At 70.3% G+C, this 19,637-nt stretch carries 18 protein-coding genes and 1 tRNA gene; 16 read left to right on the top strand and 3 right to left on the bottom strand.

From position 1 onward, the window contains the following. Positions 1-139: 139 nt before the first annotated feature. The 15 genes from obgE (at position 140) to nrdF (ending at position 15,685) form a co-directional block, all read left to right on the top strand. Positions 140-1,699: a GTPase ObgE gene (obgE, locus tag ACZ2G1_RS04285; RefSeq protein WP_470377515.1), complete on the top strand. Its 1,560-nt coding sequence runs from the start codon at positions 140-142 to the stop codon at positions 1,697-1,699. Positions 1,700-1,842: 143 nt separating this feature from the next. Beyond that, positions 1,843-3,096, top strand: a complete 1,254-nt coding sequence (gene proB, locus ACZ2G1_RS04280; RefSeq protein WP_017834603.1) for a glutamate 5-kinase — start codon at positions 1,843-1,845, stop codon at positions 3,094-3,096. Further along, the gene (locus tag ACZ2G1_RS04275) at positions 3,093-4,451 is read left to right on the top strand and encodes a glutamate-5-semialdehyde dehydrogenase (protein WP_336649794.1); all 1,359 of its coding nucleotides are present in this window, start codon (positions 3,093-3,095) and stop codon (positions 4,449-4,451) included. The genes proB and ACZ2G1_RS04275 overlap by 4 nt, the downstream gene beginning before the upstream one ends. A gap of 122 nt (positions 4,452-4,573) precedes the next feature. Then, positions 4,574-4,822 carry a hypothetical protein gene (locus tag ACZ2G1_RS04270; RefSeq protein ID WP_017834605.1) on the top strand — a complete coding sequence of 83 codons (249 nt, stop codon included), beginning with the start codon at positions 4,574-4,576 and terminating at the stop codon, positions 4,820-4,822. Between the two features lie 19 nt (positions 4,823-4,841). Beyond that, positions 4,842-5,564: a nicotinate-nucleotide adenylyltransferase gene (nadD, locus tag ACZ2G1_RS04265; protein ID WP_419720428.1), complete on the top strand. Its 723-nt coding sequence runs from the start codon at positions 4,842-4,844 to the stop codon at positions 5,562-5,564. Then, entirely contained in the window at positions 5,564-6,442 is an 879-nt protein-coding gene (locus ACZ2G1_RS04260) for a hypothetical protein (protein ID WP_031283631.1), read from the top strand. The genes nadD and ACZ2G1_RS04260 overlap by 1 nt, the downstream gene beginning before the upstream one ends. A 116-nt stretch (positions 6,443-6,558) precedes the next feature. After that, a complete protein-coding gene (rsfS, locus tag ACZ2G1_RS04255) occupies positions 6,559-6,969 on the top strand; it encodes a ribosome silencing factor (protein WP_017834607.1) in 411 nt (136 codons plus the stop codon). Between the two features lie 110 nt (positions 6,970-7,079). Then, positions 7,080-7,155: transfer RNA gene (locus tag ACZ2G1_RS04250), tRNA-Ala, on the top strand. A 240-nt stretch (positions 7,156-7,395) separates the two neighbouring features. Continuing rightward, positions 7,396-8,613, top strand: a complete 1,218-nt coding sequence (fdhA, locus tag ACZ2G1_RS04245) for a formaldehyde dehydrogenase, glutathione-independent (protein ID WP_031283632.1) — start codon at positions 7,396-7,398, stop codon at positions 8,611-8,613. Positions 8,614-8,719: 106 nt separating this feature from the next. Continuing rightward, a complete protein-coding gene (locus tag ACZ2G1_RS04240) occupies positions 8,720-9,790 on the top strand; it encodes an App1 family protein (protein WP_017834609.1) in 1,071 nt (356 codons plus the stop codon). A 42-nt stretch (positions 9,791-9,832) separates the two neighbouring features. Next, positions 9,833-11,332 carry an aldehyde dehydrogenase family protein gene (locus ACZ2G1_RS04235; RefSeq protein WP_470377514.1) on the top strand — a complete coding sequence of 500 codons (1,500 nt, stop codon included), beginning with the start codon at positions 9,833-9,835 and terminating at the stop codon, positions 11,330-11,332. Between the two features lie 298 nt (positions 11,333-11,630). Then, positions 11,631-11,867, top strand: coding sequence for a glutaredoxin-like protein NrdH (gene nrdH / locus ACZ2G1_RS04230; protein ID WP_017834611.1), 237 nt, complete (start codon positions 11,631-11,633; stop codon positions 11,865-11,867). A 74-nt stretch (positions 11,868-11,941) separates the two neighbouring features. Further along, positions 11,942-12,439, top strand: a complete 498-nt coding sequence (nrdI, locus tag ACZ2G1_RS04225; protein WP_109222434.1) for a class Ib ribonucleoside-diphosphate reductase assembly flavoprotein NrdI — start codon at positions 11,942-11,944, stop codon at positions 12,437-12,439. Continuing rightward, entirely contained in the window at positions 12,436-14,595 is a 2,160-nt protein-coding gene (gene nrdE / locus ACZ2G1_RS04220) for a class 1b ribonucleoside-diphosphate reductase subunit alpha (RefSeq protein ID WP_035929990.1), read from the top strand. Before nrdI ends, nrdE begins: the two co-directional genes overlap by 4 nt. A gap of 91 nt (positions 14,596-14,686) precedes the next feature. Continuing rightward, entirely contained in the window at positions 14,687-15,685 is a 999-nt protein-coding gene (gene nrdF / locus ACZ2G1_RS04215) for a class 1b ribonucleoside-diphosphate reductase subunit beta (protein WP_017834614.1), read from the top strand. 109 nt (positions 15,686-15,794) lie between these two features. Here the strand turns inward: nrdF and ACZ2G1_RS04210 are convergent, their stop codons facing one another. The 3 genes from ACZ2G1_RS04210 to ACZ2G1_RS04200 all read right to left on the bottom strand — a co-directional run bounded on the left by ACZ2G1_RS04210 (position 15,795) and on the right by ACZ2G1_RS04200 (position 17,770). Then, positions 15,795-16,520 (bottom strand): YwaF family protein, encoded by a 726-nt coding sequence (locus tag ACZ2G1_RS04210; protein ID WP_109148721.1) that lies wholly within the window; start codon positions 16,518-16,520, stop codon positions 15,795-15,797. A gap of 54 nt (positions 16,521-16,574) precedes the next feature. Next, on the bottom strand, positions 16,575-16,997 hold the full coding sequence (locus ACZ2G1_RS04205; RefSeq protein WP_017834616.1) for a hypothetical protein: 423 nt from the start codon (positions 16,995-16,997) through the stop codon (positions 16,575-16,577). Between the two features lie 152 nt (positions 16,998-17,149). Beyond that, a complete protein-coding gene (locus ACZ2G1_RS04200) occupies positions 17,150-17,770 on the bottom strand; it encodes a dihydrofolate reductase family protein (RefSeq protein WP_017834617.1) in 621 nt (206 codons plus the stop codon). 303 nt (positions 17,771-18,073) lie between these two features. On the opposite strand from ACZ2G1_RS04200, the gene ACZ2G1_RS04195 reads away from it, so the two are divergent. Beyond that, complete coding sequence (locus tag ACZ2G1_RS04195; RefSeq protein WP_470377513.1) at positions 18,074-19,585, top strand: MFS transporter; 1,512 nt, start codon at positions 18,074-18,076, stop codon at positions 19,583-19,585. Positions 19,586-19,637 lie beyond the last annotated feature (52 nt).

Raw genomic sequence — 19,637 nt, 5'->3', positions numbered from 1 at the left:
ACAGGGCCGGCGCTGCCGGCCCCGGTGCGGGTCACGACCCGCACCACCCATGTTTGGTCTGTAGAGGGTGGGTGCGTCCAGCGCCCGCCCTCTACAGTCTTAACGTGGCCCGTCCGTTCTTGAACCAGAGGAGTTCCCCGTGGCCAGTTTCGTCGACCGCGTCGTCCTGCACGTCTCCGGCGGCTCCGGCGGGCACGGCTGCGTGTCCATCCGCCGCGAGAAGTTCAAGCCGCTCGGCGGTCCGGACGGCGGCAACGGGGGGGACGGCGGCAGCGTGGTGCTGCGCGTGGACGGCCAGACCACCACGCTGCTGAACTACCACCACGCCCCGCACCAGTCCGCCCCCAACGGCGGACCCGGCAAGGGCGACCTCCGCCACGGGCACAAGGGCGAGGACCTCGTCCTGTCCGTCCCCGACGGCACCGTGGTCAAGGACCAGGACGGCAACGTCCTGGCCGACCTCGTGGGCCAGGGCTCCGAGTTCGTGGCCGCCCCCGGCGGGCAGGGCGGGCTGGGTAACGCCGCGCTGGCCTCGGTCAAGCGCAAGGCCCCCGGCTTCGCGCTCCTCGGCACGCCGGGCTCGGCCCGGGACGTGGTCCTGGAGCTGAAGTCCATCGCCGACATCGCCCTGGTCGGCTACCCCTCCGCCGGCAAGTCCAGCCTGATCGCCGCGATCAGCGCCGCCCGCCCCAAGATCGCCGACTACCCGTTCACCACGCTCGTCCCGAACCTCGGCGTGGTGGAGGCCGGGGACGTGCGCTACACCGTGGCGGACGTCCCGGGCCTGATCCCCGGCGCCTCCGAGGGCAAGGGCCTGGGGCTGGAGTTCCTCCGCCACGTCGAGCGCTGCGCCGCGCTCGTGCACGTCCTCGACTGCGCGACCCTCGAGCCCGGGCGGGACCCGGTCTCCGACCTCGAGACGATCGAGGCGGAGCTCGCCGGCTACGCCGTCGACGGCGACCTCGACGGCGGCCAGGCGGTGCCGCTCAACGACCGGCCCCGGCTCGTGGTGCTGAACAAGATCGACGTCCTCGAGGCCCGGGAGCTCGCCGAGTTCGTGCGACCCGAGCTCGAGTCCCGCGGCTACCGCGTGTTCGAGATCTCCACCGCCTCCCACGAGGGGCTGCGGGCGCTGACCTTCGCCATGGGCGAGGTCGTGCAGGAGGCCCGTGCGGCCCGCCCCGCCCCGACGGAGGCCCCGCGGGTCGTGCTGCGCCCCAAGGGGGTGCGCGGGCCGGAGTTCACCATCACCCGGGAGGAGCGCAACCTCGAGCCGCTGTGGCACGTGCGCGGCGACAAGCCCGACCGGTGGATCCTGCAGACCGACTTCAACAACGAGGAGGCCGTCGGCTACCTCGCCGACCGGCTCGCGAAGCTCGGTGTTGAGACGGAGCTGTTCAAGCAGGGCGCCCGGCCCGGCGACGCCGTGCTCATCGGTCCCGAGGACGACGGCGTGGTCTTCGACTGGGAGCCCACGATGGTCGGCGGCGCCGAGCTGCTGGCCGGGCCCCGCGGCACCGACCTGCGCTTCGCGGACATCGACCGTCCCACCCGCGAGCAGAAGCGCCAGCAGTACCAGGACCGCAAGGACGCCAAGGCCGCCGCCCGCGCCGAGCTCGAGGCCGAGCGCTCCGCCGGGGTGTGGACCGAGTCGGTCGACGCCCGGCGCGGCGAGGCCCCGGCCGGCACCGACGACTGAGCCCGCCCGCGGGGCGGACCGCGGCCGCACGTGCCGGGAGCCCCCAGGCCACCACCCGACGACCGACCCGACACACCGACCGACCCGACACACCGACTGACCGACACACCGACGACGCCCACCGGACGAGGGAGACGCCCAGGATGAACGAGCAGACGAACGAGATCGACGTCGAGCAGCTCGAGGAGGTCGCGGAGAAGTCCGCGGTCCAGCTCAGCAGCGAGAACCGCGGCAAGAACCGGCGCAGCCCCATCGAGCGCCGCGAGGACATCCCGCGCGCCCACCGCGTGGTGGTCAAGGTCGGCTCGTCCTCGCTGACGTCCATCGAGAGCTCGATCGACGAGCAGGCCGTGCGGATGATCGTGGACGCCCTCGGCGAGACGAAGGCCCGCGGCATCGAGCTCGTGTTCGTGTCCTCGGGCGCCATCACGGCCGGTCTGGCGCCCCTGGGGCTGTCCCGGCGGCCGAAGAACCTGGCCGGCAAGCAGGCGGCCGCGGCCGTGGGCCAGGGCCTGCTCATGGGCCGCTACATCGAGTCCTTCGCCCGCTACGGCGTCACGGTGGGCCAGGTGCTGGTCACCGCCGAGGACCTGATGCGGCGCAGCCACTACAAGAACACCCACCGCCAGATCGAACGGCTCCTGGACTTCGGGGTGCTGCCCATCGTCAACGAGAACGACGCCGTGTCCAGCCAGGAGATCAAGTTCGGCGACAACGACCGGATCGCCGCCCTGATCGCCCACCTGATCAAGGCCGACGTCCTGCTGCTGCTCTCCGACGTCGACGCCCTCTACACCATGGACCCCCGCAAGGGCGGGGAGCGGATCCCGGTGGTGAACGACCCCATCAAGGACCTCGAGGGCGTGCAGATCGGGTCGGTCGGCCGCGCCGGCGTCGGCTCCGGCGGCATGGTCACCAAGGTCCAGGCGGCCCGGATCGCCGCGGCCTCGGGCATCCCCGCGCTCGTCACCTCGGCCCAGAACATCACCCGCGCCCTGGACGGCGAGGACGTCGGCACCTGGTTCGCGACCTCCGGCGGGCGGCGCAACGTCCGGCTGCTGTGGCTGGCCCACCTCGCGGACATCAAGGGCTCCCTGACCCTGGACCCGGGCGCCGTCGAGGCGATCCGCGACCGCAACTCGCTGCTGGCTGCCGGGGTCACCGGCGTGTCCGGGACCTTCGAGGCGGGGGAGCCCGTCTCGCTGCGGGACGAGGAGGGCAAGGAGATCGCCCACGGGCTCAGCAACTACTCCTCGGACGAGATCCCGCCGATGCTCGGCAAGTCCACCTCCGTGCTGGCGGAGGAGCTCGGGGACGACTACAGCCGGGAGCTCGTGCACGTGGACAACCTCGTGGTCCTGCGCGCCCGCGGCGCACGGACTAAACTGAAGAAATGACTTCCGCCGCACACGATTCCGTGACCACCGACGAAGCCACCCGCACGACCGGCAAGGCGGTCGTGACCGACACCGGCGTCATCGCCACCTTCGGGGAGGACCCCGTCGCCGGCGTCGCCGCGATGGCCGACGACGCCCGGGACTCCGCCCGCGTCCTGGGCCGCGCCACCCGGGCCTGGAAGGACCGGGCGCTGCTCGCCATCGCCGACCGCATCGAGCGCAAGCAGGACGTGGTGCTCGCCGCGAACGCCAAGGACCTCGAGCGCGGCCGCGTGAACGGGACCTCCACCGCCCTCCTGGACCGGCTCAAGCTGGACGCCGAGCGGATCACCGGCCTGGCCGAGAGCCTGCGCGAGCTCGCCGCGCTGCCCGACCCCGTGGGCGGGTTCGTCCGCGGCAGCACCCTGCCCAACGGCCTGCGGATGCGCCAGGTGCGCGTGCCGATGGGCGTGGTCGGCGCCATCTACGAGGCCCGCCCCAACGTGACCGTGGACATCGCCGGGATCGCCCTGAAGTCCGGCAATGCGGTGCTGCTGCGCGGCGGCTCGGCCGCGGAGGAGTCCAACCGGGCCCTCGTGGGCATCATCCGGGACTCCCTGGCCGACGTGAAGCTGCCCGTGGACTGCGTCCAGAGCGTCGACGAGTACGGCCGCGAGGGCGCGAACGCGCTCATGGCGGCCCGCGGTAAAGTCGACGTCCTCATCCCGCGCGGCGGGCACGGTCTGATCCAGTCCGTCGTCCAGAACGCCAAGGTCCCCGTCATCGAGACCGGCGAGGGCAACGTCCACCTCTTCGTCGACCACTCGGCGTCGAAGAAGATGGCCGTGGACGTGGTCGTCAACTCCAAGACCCACCGCACGAGCACGTGCAACACCACGGAGACCCTCCTGCTGCACCGCGGCTTCGAGCACGGGGCCGCGGTGCTCGCGGCCCTCGACCGGGCCGGCGTCACGCTGCACGTGGACGAGCGGGCCGAGGCCCTGCTGCCGGCCGGCAGCCACCACCTGCGCGCCACCGACGAGGACTGGGGCACCGAGTACCTGTCCATGGACCTGGCCGTGAAGGTGGTGGACTCCCTGGGCGAGGCGCTCCAGCACATCGACCGGTGGTCCACCCGGCACACCGAGGCGATCGTGACCAACGACCTCGCCTCCGCCGAGCGGTTCGTCGCCGAAATCGACGCCGCCGCGGTCATGGTCAACGCCTCCACCCGGTTCACCGACGGGGGCCAGCTGGGCCTCGGCGCCGAGATCGGCATCTCCACCCAGAAGATGCACGCGCGCGGACCCATGGGCCTGGAGGAGCTGACCACCACGAAGTGGATCGTCCAGGGCGACGGGCACGTCCGCGCCTGAGCCCCGGACGCGGCGGGCCCGCCGCGGATTCAGTACGATGAGAGCCGTCCGGGCCAGCCGGCCGAGGCGGCAGGGCCGTCCACCGACCACCCGCCGCCACGTCGGCGACAGAAGGGATCCCCATGTTCCAGCAGACCGTCACCACCGTCCTCGCAGCAGCCGAGGGCGGGCACGCCGCCGCCGAGGCCGGAGTTCCCCCGTGGGTCTGGGGCGCCTCCGTGTTCGTCGTGCTGATCGGCCTCATGGTGGTGACGCTCTCCTTCGCGAACCGGGGCCTCAGCCCGGAGGTCGGCCAGCACCAGGACCCCGCCGACCTGCCCGCGGACGAGCGAGCCATGCTCGACGAGTACGCGGCCAAGCGCCACGGCTGAGCCGGCGAACCCCACCGTCGTGACGACCGCTCCGCAGGACACCGCCGCCCGGACCCGGGACCTGCCCCTGACGGGCACGGCCGTCCCGCCCCGGATGCCGGGCCGCACCCGGCTCGGCGTCATGGGCGGGACGTTCGACCCCATCCACCACGGCCACCTCGTGGCCGCGTCCGAGGTGGCGGGGGAGTTCGACCTCGACGAGGTCGTGTTCGTCCCGACCGGGCACCCCTGGCAGAAGGCCGCAGGGGCGGTGAGCCCCGCGGAGCACCGCTACCTCATGACGGTGATCGCCACGGCCTCCAACCCGCGGTTCACGGTGAGCCGGGTGGACATCGAGCGCGACGGCCCCACGTTCACGGTCGACACCCTGCGGGACCTGAAGCGGCAGCGCCCGGAGGCGGACCTGTTCTTCATCACGGGCGCGGACGTCATGGCGGAGATCCTGACGTGGAAGGGCGCCGAGGAGCTCTGGCAGCTCGCGCACTTCGTCGGCGTCACCCGGCCGGGCCACGACCTGGCCGCGCCCGTGGGCTCCAGCGGCGTGAACCTGCTCGAGGTGCCCGCGATGGCGATCTCCTCCACGGACTGCCGCGCCCGCGTGGCCGAGCACAAGCCCGTCTGGTACCTCGTGCCCGACGGCGTGGTGCAGTACATCAACAAGTACGGCCTCTACCTCGGACCCGAGGACGGGACGACGACGGACCACGTCGGCGCCCGCGGCGTCTCGGCTAAGGCACCCTGATGGCCGGCGAGGACGACGTGCGGGACGGCGCCGCACCGGACCCCGACCGCGCCCCGGCGCCGCCGCCCTCCGGACCGGCGCCCATCATCGACCTCGGGGGGGACGGCGTGCCGGTCCGCCCCGTCAAGCCTCTCGGGCCGCGGCGGCTGGCCCGTTTGCAGCGCGAGCTGGCCGAGCGCGCCCGCGAGCTCGAGGAGGCCGGCGCCGGCCCGGCGGACCCCGAGCTGCTCGAGAAGCAGCGCCGGTTCGCGGAGCTCGCCGCCCAGGCCGGCGCCGCGCAGGCCGACCCGGGCGCTGACACCGCGGTCCGGGAGCCGGTGGCGGCTCCGGAGGCCCCGGCGCCCGGCTCCGCACCGCCCGGCCCGGGGCAGCCCGCTGCGGCCCCGCGTCCTCCGGCGGTGCCGGAGGACCCGCAGGAGCCGCTCGAGCAGATCACCGTCGTGTTCCCCGGCGGCGGCCCGGACGGGCCGGACGAGCACGTGTCCCACGACCCGGTGCACGTCGACCCGGCCCTGTTCAGCAACCGGCTCGCCCCGGAGGACCTGGCGGCGCTCACGCACATCGAGATCGTCGCGCCCACGGATCCCGAGCACCACGGCTCCACACCGGTCGCGCCCGCCGCGGCCGGTGACCACGAGGAGCACGGGCACGCGGAGGACCCACCGGCTCCGCCGGGGGCCGTTCCGTCCGGGCCCGCGGCGTCGTGGCCCGCGGCCGAGGACGATCCGCCGGCCGCCCCCGTGCCGGCCAGCACCGCCGAGGGGCTCGAGCTGCTGGAGCCCCGGGAGTACCGCCGCCGCACGAACGGCGCCTGGTGGTTCCTGCTGCTGGCGGTGCTCGCGGCCCTCGCCGTCGTGCTCGTGCTGTTCGTGCTCTGAGCACCCCGCCGGCTCCACCGCACCGACCGTTCCCGCACCACCCGTACCTGCACGACTCGTCCACTCCAACCGTCCCCACGGGACGGGACCTCCGGTTCGCCGGGAAAGGATCCTCCTTGACTGTCAACGATCTCTCCCTCTCCATCCTCCAGGTCGCGGCCGCCGCGGCGGACGCCAAGCAGGCCCACGACATCGTGGCCCTCGACGTCAGCGAGGCCCTGGGCATCACCGACGCCTTCCTCGTCGCCTCCGCCTCCAACGAGCGGCTCGTCAACGCCGTGGTCGACGAGATCGAGGAGAAGCTCGTCGAGCGCCTCGAGCTGCGCCCGATCCGCCGCGAGGGCCGCTCCGAGGGGCGCTGGGTGCTCCTGGACTACGGCGACGTCGTGATCCACGTGCAGCACGACGAGGACCGGGCGTTCTACGCCCTCGAGCGGCTGTGGCGGGACAGCCCCGTGGTGGACCTCGGACCGCTCTCCGGCCGGACCGCCGCGGCCCCCGCCACCGACGATTTGCCTGGAGCCTGATCGGCTGTCTACTATGAATGCGTTGCCCAGCGAGGCGCTGGAACAACCGGAAAAGGGTGACTGAAAAGGAGCCCGTGAAGGTTGTGATAATGTCTCCGAGGTAACGACCTGGGGCTGTGGCGCAGCTGGTAGCGCATTTGCATGGCATGCAAAGGGTCAGGGGTTCGAGTCCCCTCAGCTCCACCAGGATGAAAGAGCCCGTTCCGCATCACGCGGGGCGGGCTCTTTCGCGTTTTCTCAGCTTCCTTCCCTTCCGTTCGTTGACGCGTCCTGTTACCGTCAGCACCACCGGCGGCCGTCCTCCGTGACCCGGGTCACAGCGAGCTCGAGGCCACAGCGTGGGGAGTTCCGTCGGGGACAAGGGCGTCGACGGTGGAGACCCACCGTGGACGCCCGTGACGGACATCCACCACGGAAGAGGTCATGATGGCAGGGAACAGAGCGGTCGCCTACAAGGGTCCCGGCAAGGTCGAGGTCATCGACACCGAGTACCCGGAGTTCGATCTCAAGGACGCGCCGGGGATCAACCCGGCCAACATCGGCCGGAAGGTCCCGCACGGGGTCATCCTCCGGACCGTGGCCACCAACATCTGCGGCTCGGACCAGCACATGGTGCGCGGGCGCACCACGGCCCCCACGGACCTGGTCCTCGGTCACGAGATCACGGGCGAGGTCATCGAGTGCGGGCCGGACGTCGAGTTCATCAAGGTCGGGGACATCGTCTCCGTCCCGTTCAACATCTCCTGCGGCCGGTGCCGCAACTGCAAGGAGCGCAAGACCGGCATCTGCCTCAACGTCAACCCGGACCGGCCGGGCTCCGCCTACGGCTACGTGGACATGGGCGGCTGGGTCGGCGGTCAGGCCGAGTACGTGCTGGTGCCCTACGCGGACTGGAACCTGCTGAAGTTCCCGGACCGGGACCAGGCCCTGGAGAAGATCATGGACCTGACCATGCTCTCCGACATCCTGCCCACCGGCTACCACGGCGTGGTGACGGCCGGGGTGGGCGTGGGCTCGACCGTCTACATCGCCGGTGCCGGACCGGTGGGCCTGGCCGCGGCGGCCTCGGCGCACCTGCTGGGAGCCGCGGTGGTGATCGTGGGCGACATGAACGAGCAGCGGCTGGCCCAGGCCCGCAGCTTCGGCTGCGAGACCGTCGACGTCTCGAAGGGCTCGCCCGCCGAGCAGATCGAGCAGATCCTGGGTGTCCCGGAGGTCGACTGCGGCGTGGACGCCGTCGGCTTCGAGGCCCGTGGGCACGGCAAGGACGCCTCCCACGAGGCCCCGGCCACCGTGCTCAACTCCCTGATGGACATCACCGCCGCCGGCGGGGCGCTGGGCATTCCGGGCCTGTACGTCACCGGGGATCCCGGAGCCGTGGACGAGGCCGCGAAGAAGGGGTCCCTGTCGATCAGCCTCGGCACGGGATGGGCGAAGTCGCTGTCCTTCACCACGGGGCAGTGCCCGGTGATGAAGTACAACCGGCAGCTGATGATGGCGATCCTGCACGACAAGATCCAGATCGCCAAGGCCGTCAACGCCAAGGCCATCCCGCTGGAGGAGGCGCCGCAGGGCTACGCCGAGTTCGACGCCGGGGCGGCCACCAAGTACGTGCTCAACCCCAACGGCTACATCAAGAACTAGTCCGCGGACCCCGACCGCCCGCGGGGCGGGCCGCACCGGACCTCCGGCGCGGCCCGCCCCGCGGGCGCCGCCGTGTCCGCGGTGTGCCCTGTGGAAGACTGGGCGCATGGCCAAGAAATCCAGCAGCTCGGAGCTCAAGCAGACCGTCGACCAGGTCGCCGAGGAAGCCATCAACGTGGGCTACCGCCTCGAGCAGCGGCTCCACCGGTTCCGGCAGCGGCGCGCCGAGGCCCGCGGGGACATCCCGGTCATGGTGGCCTTCGAGGGCTACGGCTCCGAGCACCACGTGCGGGTCCTGGGCCGGGCCCTGCTGAAGACCCGGGGGCTGATCGAGTCCACCGACGAGAGCGCCGAGTCCATCCGCGGCTGGCGCTCGTTCACCTCCGTGCCCATCGCCTTCGCCCACGTCAACATCTGGATCGACGAGTTCGAGTTCCACCTGGTGGCCGACAAGGGCGGGGTGGTCGACGTCGACCTGCAGGTGTCCCTGGCCCCCGGCGAGCACACCGTGTGGATGCAGACGGAGGGCTCCGAGACGGTCGAGTCCCGCGTGTTCGTCGTGGCCGACGAGCAGCGCATCGGGGTGGTCTCCGACATCGACGACACCGTCATGGTCACGGCCCTGCCCCGGCCCATGCTGGCCGCCTGGAACTCGTTCGTGCTCAACGAGCACGCCCGCACGCCCACCCCCGGGATGGCGGTCATGATGGACCGGCTGCTGCACCGCCACCACGAGGCGCCGTTCCTCTACCTCTCCACGGGGGCGTGGAACGTGGCGCCGACCCTGCGCCGCTTCCTCACGCGCAACGCCTACCCGGCCGGGGCCCTGCTGCTCACCGACTGGGGACCCACCACGGACCGGTGGTTCCGGGCCGGGGCCGCGCACAAGGTGCAGAACCTCGAGCGGCTGGCCCGCAATTTCCCGCACGTGCGCTGGATCCTCATCGGCGACGACGGCCAGCACGACCCCGAGATCTACAGCGGCTTCGTGCACCGCTATCCCGAGCACGTGGCCGCCATCGTGATCCGCAACCTGTCCCCGGCGGAGGCCGTGCTGGCCGGCACCCCGCTGGTCAACGAGGAGCGGCGGGTCACCATCCCCGAGGGCACGCTGTGGATCGAGGGCAACGACGGCGCCTCGATCTCGCGGCAGCTCGCGGAGCACGGCCTGCTCTGACCGGCGGGCTGCGGCGTCCGAGCCGGGCCCTACCCTGGACCCATGACCAGCACCCGCAGCACCCTCCCCGCCCCCGCACCGGCAGACGACTCGGCAGACGTCCCGGCGGACACTTCGGCGGACTTCCCGGCCGTGGACGCCGCCGTCGCCGGTGCCCGGGCGGCCTTCGTGCCCGACGTCGACCTCGCGACCCGGCTGGACCGGCTGCACCGGCTCGAGGACCTCGTGCGGGAGAACCGGACGGTGCTCGAGGAGGCGCTGTCCACCGACCTCGGCAAGCCCCCGGCGGAGGCGTGGCTGACCGAGCTCGGCTTCACCCTCGAGGAGATCGCCGGCATCCGCAAGGAGCTCGGCCGCTGGGTGACCCCGGCCCGCGTCCCCGTCCCGCTGAGCCTCGCCCCGGCCCGCTCCCGCGTGGAGCACCAGCCGCTCGGGACCGTGCTCGTGATGGCGCCGTGGAACTATCCCGTCCAGCTCGTCCTGAGCCCCCTGGCGGGAGCGCTCGCCGCCGGCAACACCGTCGTCGTCAAGCCCTCCGAGGTCTCCGCGACCGTCTCCGGGGTGCTGGCCGAGCTGCTCGAGCGCTACCTGGGGGACTGCGTGCGCGTGGTCGAGGGCGGCGTGCCGGAGACCACGCGGCTGCTCGAGCACCGCTTCGACCACGTCTTCTACACCGGCAACGGGACGGTGGCCCGGATCGTGATGGCCGCCGCGGCCCGGCACCTGACCCCGGTGACCCTCGAGCTGGGCGGGAAGTCCCCGGTCTGGGTGGACGGCTCGACCGACCTGCGCACCGCCGCCCGGCGGATCGTGTGGGGGAAGTTCCTCAACGCCGGCCAGACCTGCGTGGCCCCGGACCACGTGCTCGGCACCCCGGAGACGCTCGCCGCCCTCGAACCGGAGCTCCTGCGGGCCGTGGAGGAGCACTACGGCGAGGACCCGTCCCGCAGCGACTCCTACGGGCGGATCGTCACCGCGCGCCACCTCGACCGGCTGGTGGGGCTCCTGGAGCAGGTCCCCGCCCACGACGTCGTCTGCGGCGGGACCGCCGAGCCGGGGGAGCGCTACCTCGCGCCCACGGTGGTGCGCTCCGCCCCGGACGGCCCGCTCATGGCCGAGGAGCTCTTCGGTCCCGTCCTGCCCCTGGTCCCGGTCGCCTCCGCGGAGCACGCCGTCGAGCTGATCACCGCCGGGGACAAGCCGCTGGCCCTCTACGTGTTCTCCGAGGAGCGCTCGGTGAAGGAGCTGTTCCGCCGGCGCACGTCCTCCGGTGGACTGTCCTTCAACGCCCCGCTGCTGCACCTGACCAGCCCCCAGCTGCCGTTCGGCGGCGTGGGTGAGAGCGGCACCGGCGCCTACCACGGGAAGTTCTCGTTCACCACGTTCTCCCACGCGCGCGCGGTCCTGGACAAGCCGCTCGCCCCCGACACGCTGCGGGTCGTCTACCCGCCCTACCGGGGTCTGCGGGCCCGCCTCGCGGCCGCGGCGGTCGGGCTGCGCCGGCCCCGCCGCCGGACCCGACACGCCGTGTCCGAAAATTAATCCTGTCCACCGGCCGGGGGTCCCGCGGTGCGCACAGCCTGTGCACAACGGGACCCCGGCGGCGGGATTCCGCGACCCCCCGCGGAGGCCGCCTGTGGATGGCCGGCGGTGGTTCTGGGGATAGCGAGAGAGGAGCTGTGGACAACCCTCACCACTGCATCTAGGGGTCGCTTCCCCTTCCTGGCACTAGATGTAGTATTGAAATCAGCCACCCGGAGAGACCCCTACACCGCCGCAGACCCTGCGGAAGTCCCGGATCTCCCCCACAAACCACCCGATCGACCAAGGGGAAACAGCGATGTCCGTGACCGTGTACAGCAAGCCGGCCTGCGTCCAGTGCAATGCCACCTACCGGGCCCTGACCAAGAAGGGCATCGAGTACAACGTCGTCGACGTCACCGAGGACGAGGCCGCCCTGGCCCACGTCCTGGCCCTCGGCTACCAGCAGGTCCCGGTCGTCGAGACGGCGACCGAGCACTGGTCCGGCTACCGCCCGGACAAGATCACCTCCCTGGCCGTCCTCCTCTCGGCCTGAGGCCGGAGCGCCGCCCGCTTCCCCGCGGCGCCCCGGTCCATCCACCACCGACCCCATTTCGGAGCGCGGAAGCAATGAGCACGCACCACCCCGGCACCCGTCCCGGGACCGCTCAGCAGGACCACGGCGACACCGCCGCGGCACCGGACAGCCACGCCCCACTGGTGGTCTACTTCTCCTCGGTCTCCAACAACACGCACCGCTTCGTCGAGAAGCTCGACGCCCGCGTGCTGCGCCTTCCTCTTCTGACCGGGGAGGAGCCCCCCGAGATCACCGAGCCCTTCGTGCTGGCCGCCCCGACGTACGGGCGGCCCAACGGCAGCGGGGCCGTCCCGCCGCAGGTCGTGAAGTTCCTCAACAAGGAGACCAACCGGCGGTTCCTGCGCGGCGTCATCGGCGCGGGCAACACCAACTTCGGGTCGGCGTTCTGCCTGGCCGCGGACAAGATCGCGACCAAGTGCGGCGTCCCCGTCCTCTACAAGTTCGAACTCATGGGCACCCCCGAGGATGTCCACCAGGTAAATCAAGGATTGGAACAGTTTTGGCGACAATTTCCGCAGCTCCGGGCGTGAGCGTCGAGCCCGGCCACGAGGACACGCGCGTCCCCGAGAAGTACCGGGGCCTGGGCTACCACGAGCTCAACGCCCTGCTGAACCTCTACGACGCCGACGGCCACATCCAGTTCGACGCCGACCGGCAGGCCGCCCGGCAGTACTTCCTGCAGCACGTGAACAACAACACCGTCTTCTTCCACGACCTCGAGGAGAAGCTCGACTACCTGGTCTCGCACCAGTACTACGAGCCCGAGGTCCTGGCGAAGTACAGCATGGAGTTCATCAAGGAGCTCTCCAAGCGCGCGTACTCCCAGAAGTTCCGCTTCGAGACCTTCCTGGGCGCGTTCAAGTTCTACACGTCCTACACGCTGAAGACCTTCGACGGCCAGCGCTACCTCGAGCGCTTCGAGGACCGTGTGGTCATGGTCTCCCTCTACCTCGCCGACGGCAACGAGCTGCTCGCCACGCAGCTGGTCGACGAAATCATCTCCGGGCGCTTCCAGCCGGCGACCCCCACGTTCCTCAACGCGGGCAAGCAGCAGCGCGGCGAGCTCGTCTCCTGCTTCCTGCTCCGCATCGAGGACAACATGGAGTCCATCGGGCGGTCGATCAACTCCGCCCTGCAGCTGTCCAAGCGCGGCGGCGGCGTGGCGTTCGCGCTGACCAACGTCCGCGAGGCCGGGGCCCCGATCAAGAAGATCGAGAACCAGTCCTCGGGCATCATCCCCATCATGAAGCTGCTGGAGGACTCCTTCTCCTACGCCAACCAGCTGGGCGCCCGCCAGGGCGCGGGCGCGGTGTACCTGCACGCCCACCACCCGGACATCTACAGCTTCCTGGACACCAAGCGGGAGAACGCGGACGAGAAGATCCGGATCAAGACCCTCTCCCTGGGCGTGGTCATCCCGGACATCACGTTCGAGCTGGCCAAGAAGAACCAGGACATGTACCTGTTCTCCCCGTACGACGTGGAGCGGGTCTACGGCATGCCGTTCTCCGACGTCAACGTGTCCGAGAAGTACCACGAGATGGTCGCGGACGGCCGGATCACCAAGAAGAAGATCAACGCCCGCGAGTTCTTCCAGACCCTCGCCGAGGTCCAGTTCGAGTCCGGCTACCCGTACGTCATGTTCGAGGACACGGTGAACCGGGCCAACCCGATCGACGGCAAGATCATCATGTCCAACCTCTGCTCCGAGATCCTCCAGGTCTCCGAGCCGTCCACGTACCACGAGGACCTGAACTACGACGAGGTCGGCAAGGACATCTCCTGCAACCTCGGCTCCCTCAACATCGCGCTGACCATGGAGTCCCCGGACTTCGGGCAGTCCGTGGAGACCGCGATCCGCGGGCTCACCGCGGTGTCGGACATGTCCGACATCACCTCGGTGCCCTCGATCGAGCGCGGCAACCAGATGTCCCACGCCGTGGGCCTCGGGCAGATGAACCTGCACGGCTACCTCGCCAAGGAGCACATCCACTACGGCTCCGAGGAGGGCCTCGACTTCACGAACATCTACTTCTACACGGTCACGTACCACGCGGTCCGCGCGTCGAACGAGATCGCGAAGGAGCGCAAGGCGGTGTTCGCCGGCTTCGAGCGGTCCCAGTACGCGTCGGGGGAGTACTTCACCAAGTACACCGACCGTGACTGGGTCCCGGCCACCGGGCGGGTGCGGGAGCTGTTCGCCGAGGCGGGCGTGCACATCCCCACCCGGGCGGACTGGGAGCAGCTCAAGGCCTCGGTCATGGAGCACGGCATGTACAACCAGAACCTGCAGGCCGTGCCGCCGACCGGGTCGATCTCCTACATCAACAACTCGACGTCCTCGATCCACCCGATCGCCTCGAAGATCGAGATCCGGAAGGAGGGCAAGCTGGGCCGCGTGTACTACCCGGCGCCCTTCATGAACAACGAGAATCTGGAGTACTTCCAGGACGCGTACGAGATCGGCTACGAGAAGATCATCGACACCTACGCCGCGGCCACCCAGCACGTGGACCAGGGCCTGTCGCTGACCCTGTTCTTCAAGGACACGGCCACCACCCGGGACATCAACCGGGCGCAGATCTACGCGTGGCGCAAGGGCATCAAGACGATGTACTACTCCCGCATCCGCCAGCTGGCGCTGGAGGGCACCGAGGTCGAGGGCTGCGTCTCCTGCATGCTCTGACCGCCGGAGCCCCGGCGACCACCCCACAACTCCCCGCGCGCGTCCGCAGGACGCGCGCGGGGGTCCACCCCGTTCGAGGAAGAGACAGATCATGACTCTGGAGAAGAGCGAGAGCATCGACAAGGTGCAGCTGCTCCACCACCAGGCCCAGGCCATCAACTGGAACCGGATCGAGGACCCCAAGGACGACGAGGTCTGGGACCGGCTGACCGCGAACTTCTGGCTGCCCGAGAAGGTGCCGATCTCCAACGACGTCCCCTCGTGGAAGACCCTCACCGCGGAGGAGCAGCAGCTCACCATGCGGGTGTTCACCGGTCTGACGCTGCTGGACACCATCCAGGGCACCGTGGGCGCCGTCTCCCTGATCCCGGACGCCGTCACCCTGCATGAGGAGGCGGTGTACACCAACATCGCGTTCATGGAGTCGGTGCACGCGAAGTCCTACTCCTCCATCTTCTCGACGCTGTCCTCCATGAAGGAGATCGACGACGTCTTCCGCTGGTCACGGGAGAACCCGTACCTGCAGAAGAAGGCCGACATCATCATCAAGTACTACAAGGGCGACGACCCGCTGAAGAAGAAGGTGGCCTCGACCCTGCTCGAGTCCTTCCTCTTCTACTCCGGGTTCTACCTGCCCATGTACTGGTCCTCCCGGGCCAAGCTGACGAACACGGCCGACCTGGTGCGCCTCATCATCCGTGACGAGGCCGTGCACGGCTACTACATCGGCTACAAGTTCCAGCGCGCCATGGCCCTGGAGTCCCAGGAGCGTCAGGACGAGCTGAAGCTCTACACCTACGAGTTGCTCGAGGAGCTCTACGAGAACGAGGTGCGCTACACCGAGTCCCTCTACGACGGTGTCGGGTGGACCGAGGACGTCAAGAAGTTCCTGCACTACAACGCCAACAAGGCCCTGAACAACCTGGGCTTCGAGGCGCTGTTCCCGAAGGAGATGACCGACGTCTCGGCGGCCATCCTGTCCGCGCTGTCCCCGAACGCCGACGAGAACCACGACTTCTTCTCCGGCTCGGGCTCCTCCTACGTGATCGGCAAGGCCGTGAACACGGAGGACGAGGACTGGGATTTCTGATCCCGGCCTGAACCATGAGGACGACGACGGCGGTCCGGTCCACCTTCCCGAGGTGGGCCGGACCGCCGTCGTCGACAGGCATGACTCGATCCCGTGGTGCCGTGCTGCCTCAGCCTGCCGCGCCGACCCGGGGGTCGGCGGTGCTCTGTCGCCGGATCGTCCAGGGCCAGGTGATGAGCGCCCAGGCCACGGCGATGATGAGGAACTCGACCAGCAGGTACCACGGCCAGGGTCCGAGCAGGTCGAGGATCGAGGGGTTGTCCGGCTTGCCGTTGAGGAAGCCGTAGTTGGTCCCCAGCCAGCTGTTGAGTGCGAAGGCAGCCATGGCCCACATGACGGTGACGACCATGGCCAGGCGGTAGCTGCCCCAGTCGACGCGGCCGACGCGTCCCCAGATCAGGTACAGGGTGGCCCAGAGGACCAGGATGTGCTGGACCCAGAGGTCGATGAAGTCGATGTGGGGGAAGTCCGGCGAGTCGAGTGCCGGGGTGAGGATGGCCTGCGGGTTGAGAGTCAGTCCCCAGTAGTAGGTGAGCGCCGTCGCCCAGCGGGCCCGTGTCCACAGGGCGATGACAGCGACCATCCACGCGAGGTCCGAGAGGTGGACCGGCAGAGAGATGTGGACGTCGAAATTGTCCGGCACCGATCGGTAGACGAGCATCGTCACCGTGTACGTGGTCAGCACCGCGGCGAAGGCCCGCGAGAACACCACCTCGGCCGGGGAATCCCGAAGGCGGCGGCCCAGCATCACCACGAGCACAGCCCCGAGGACGCAGATGCCCAGAGCGGCCCAGTGAGTGGGGCCGTAGGGTACGAAGACCTCCTCGTTCGGCATCGCCGTCCCCCCTCCACCGGGTCTCCTGGGTGGTGCGCCCGTGAGGCCAGGACATCAGATCCGGTCGTCCAGGGCCATGGGCGGGGCAGTGTGGACCGGAACCGGCGCCGGACCGCCGTCCGAGCTCTTGGCCTTGCCCGGACCGATGCTGCGGGTCACGGAGACCAACTGGTAGGGCCTCTTGGCCCGGGGCCGCGTGTCACGCCGGAGCAGCGCCACCCATCCTTCGCCGGCAACGTCGATCTGCTTCAAGGGCCGGGTGAGGTAGCTGACCACCGTCGGCGGCGTGGTGGATCGATCGATGCGGACCCCGCCGACGAGACCGGTGTTGAAATCGCGGGTCCAGGCGTTCTTCGCCGGCGTGGCCGAGGCAATGTGCTCTGCGAACTCCGACGGCACCACGAAGGTCGCGATCCTGCCTTCCACACCCTGCAGCCGCAACGGCACCCGGTACCGCGGTGCCTCCAGCTCGTCCATCCCAGGCCCTTCTTCGCGGGTTCGGACGGCCGCATTATAGCGGATCCCTCTGGATGTCTTCCTCCACGTGATCGACGCGGCGGCGGCACCGGTCACCCGGAGACCCGGTTGCCGGTGAGAGGGATGCGGAGATCAGGGCGTCACGGAGTCGTTCACCGCGTCGGCTGGGAGACGTCCACGCCGGTGACCGGGTCGCCGGCCCGCTCGTAGACGAGTGAGACCGCTCCCTTCGGGAACGCCCGCGGCGGCTGCGCCAGGGTGAAGGCGGCCGGGACGGTGCCGTCGCCGAAGACGCGCTTGCCCGAGCCCAGCACCAGCGGATAGAGGAGCAGGTTCAGCCGGTCGACGAGGTCTTCCCTCAGCAGCGTCCGCACGAGGTCGCCGCTGCCGATGACGTGGATCTCGCCGAACCGGTCCTTGAGGGCGCGCACCTCGGCGGCGACCTCCGTCAGCACCGTGGTGCCCTCCCACGACGGGTCGGTCAGCGTGCGGGACACGACGAACTTCGGCACCGTGTTGAACGTCGCGGCGATCGGGTCGGCGTCGCCGTGGTCCGGCCAGTAGCCGGCGAAGATGTCGTAGGTCCGGCGACCGAGCAGCAGCGCGTCGATGCGCTCGATCCCGGCGCCGATCGTCGCGCCCGATTCGTCGTCGAAGTACGCCCCCTGCCAGCCGCCGAGATCGAAGCCGCCCGCACGGTCCTCGTCGGGCCCGCCCGGCGCCTGGTAGACGCCGTCGAGGGTGAGGAAGAGGTCGACCTGGATGATGCCCATGACGTGGTCCTTCGGTGTGCTCCGACGACATCCGTGGTGCCCAGTTTTTCGCCACGGGATCCGGGGGTCAACCCGTTGCCCCCGGATGACGGCGCGCCCAGGCGCGAGCGGGAATCCTCGTGCGTCCTCAGCACGAGGCGCGGGCTCGTCGGCCTCGGAACGGCGGGGTTGTCCGGCGGGGATCGTCCGGTGCGGCGGGCTCGGCCGGACCCGGGAGTGGCGGGTCGCCGGGCGGTCACGGCGGTGTTCTGTCGTCGGCTCCGAGCCGTTAGCCTGTCCGCGCCCGTCACTAGACTGAGCCGCATGAACGAGCAGGAACCGGGCCGGTCCCGGGCCGCCTCGGCACCCGCAGGCCGTGCGGCACTTCCCGCGGACGCGACCGACACGTCCGCTCCGATCGATGAAGCCGGGGCATCACCGGGGCTGATCGATCCCGAGGCCGTGGACACCTCGGTGCGCAGCCCGGCGCAGCGGTCTCGCACCTTCGCCGGGATCCTGGTGAACACCGCCCTCGCCAACATCACGACCAGCTACCTCTGGTTCGCCCTGACGTTCTGGGTGTATCTGGAGACGCGCAACGTCATCGCCACCGGGGTGGTCGGCGGCGCGTACATGCTGCTCATCGCGCTCTCCAGCATCAGCTTCGGCACCTTCGTGGACCGCTACCGCAAGCTCGCCGTGATGCGCTTCGCCGCAGCCTTCACCCTGGTGATGTTCGTGCTGGCGGGCGTCCTGTTCCTCCTCGCCCCGGCGGCCTCGATGGCGGACCTGACCCGCCCGTGGATCTGGGTCTTCGCCCTGGTCGTCCTGATCGGGGCGGTGGTCGAGAACATGCGCAACATCGCCCTGTCCACCACGGTCACGATCCTCATCGAGCCGGATCGGCGCGCCAACGCCAACGGCCTGGTGGGCATGGTGCAGGGCCTGATGTTCATCGTGACCTCGGTGCTCTCCGGGCTGTCGGTCGGACTGCTGGGCATGGGCTGGACGGTCGTGGTCGCCGTGGCGCTCACGGCCGCGGCCTTCGGGCACCTGTTGACGCTGCGCATGCCCGAGGAGGTGCGCGCCGCGGCCACGGACGCCCACGGCAGCTTCGACCTGCGGGGGGCGTTCGCCGCCGTGCTGGCCGTGTCCGGGCTGTTCGCGCTGATCCTGTTCTCGACGTTCAACAACTTCATCGGCGGCGTCTACATGGCCTTGATGGACCCGTACGGTCTGGAGATGTTTCCCGTGGAGATCTGGGGCGCGGTCTTCGCGCTCGGCGCCACCGGCTTCATCGTGGGCGGGGCGCTGATCGGCAAGTTCGGGCTGGGGTCCAATCCGCTGCGCACCATGTTGTTCGCGGTGATGGCGATGGGCGTGCTCGGCGCGGTGTTCACCGTACGGGAGTGGGCCTGGCTGTACGTCCTGGGCATCTGGCTCTACATGGCGCTCTTCCCCTTCGTGGAGGCGGCGGAACAGACGGTCATCCAGCGGGTCGTGCCGCTGGAGCGGCAGGGCCGTGTCTTCGGCTTCGCCATGGCGTTCGAGTCCGCGGCGGCGCCGGTCACCGCGTTCCTCATCGCACCGATCGCCCAGTTCTGGATCATCCCGTACGCGCGGTCCGCGGAGGGCGGCGCCCAGCTGGCCCCGCTGCTCGGCGAGGGCACCTCGCGCGGCATCGCCCTGGTGTTCCTGGTGGCCGGCATCGTCATGATCGCCGCCGCGCTGCTGGCCTTCCTGACCCCGGTCTACCGCCGGGTCTCGGCGTCGTACGCCCAGGTCGCGGCGGAGGACGCCGCGGACGGCGTCACCGCCTCCCGGTCCTCCGCATGAACGAGTCCCACCGCCGGCCCGGTGAGCCCGGGCTTCCGGCCGGCGGGCGGGA

It is taken from the genome of Kocuria sp. KKT182 (assembly GCF_055635395.1).
The sequence above is the reverse complement of the archived record's forward strand: the minus strand, read 5'-3'. Positions and strand labels throughout refer to the sequence as shown.

Bases quoted from the DNA above. Each gene is read 5' to 3' on its own strand.
- ACZ2G1_RS04210 (WP_109148721.1), bottom strand. From the start codon at position 16,520: ATGCCGAACGAGGAGGTCTTCGTACCCTACGGCCCCACTCACTGGGCC.
- ACZ2G1_RS04260 (WP_031283631.1), top strand. From the start codon at position 5,564: ATGGCCGGCGAGGACGACGTGCGGGACGGCGCCGCACCGGACCCCGAC.
- ACZ2G1_RS04205 (WP_017834616.1), bottom strand. From the start codon at position 16,997: ATGGACGAGCTGGAGGCACCGCGGTACCGGGTGCCGTTGCGGCTGCAG.
- nrdF (WP_017834614.1), top strand. From the start codon at position 14,687: ATGACTCTGGAGAAGAGCGAGAGCATCGACAAGGTGCAGCTGCTCCAC.
- proB (WP_017834603.1), top strand. From the start codon at position 1,843: ATGAACGAGCAGACGAACGAGATCGACGTCGAGCAGCTCGAGGAGGTC.
- fdhA (WP_031283632.1), top strand. From the start codon at position 7,396: ATGGCAGGGAACAGAGCGGTCGCCTACAAGGGTCCCGGCAAGGTCGAG.
- ACZ2G1_RS04195 (WP_470377513.1), top strand. From the start codon at position 18,074: ATGAACGAGCAGGAACCGGGCCGGTCCCGGGCCGCCTCGGCACCCGCA.
- ACZ2G1_RS04240 (WP_017834609.1), top strand. From the start codon at position 8,720: ATGGCCAAGAAATCCAGCAGCTCGGAGCTCAAGCAGACCGTCGACCAG.
- nrdH (WP_017834611.1), top strand. From the start codon at position 11,631: ATGTCCGTGACCGTGTACAGCAAGCCGGCCTGCGTCCAGTGCAATGCC.
- ACZ2G1_RS04200 (WP_017834617.1), bottom strand. From the start codon at position 17,770: ATGGGCATCATCCAGGTCGACCTCTTCCTCACCCTCGACGGCGTCTAC.
- ACZ2G1_RS04270 (WP_017834605.1), top strand. From the start codon at position 4,574: ATGTTCCAGCAGACCGTCACCACCGTCCTCGCAGCAGCCGAGGGCGGG.
- ACZ2G1_RS04275 (WP_336649794.1), top strand. From the start codon at position 3,093: ATGACTTCCGCCGCACACGATTCCGTGACCACCGACGAAGCCACCCGC.
- nrdI (WP_109222434.1), top strand. From the start codon at position 11,942: ATGAGCACGCACCACCCCGGCACCCGTCCCGGGACCGCTCAGCAGGAC.
- ACZ2G1_RS04235 (WP_470377514.1), top strand. From the start codon at position 9,833: ATGACCAGCACCCGCAGCACCCTCCCCGCCCCCGCACCGGCAGACGAC.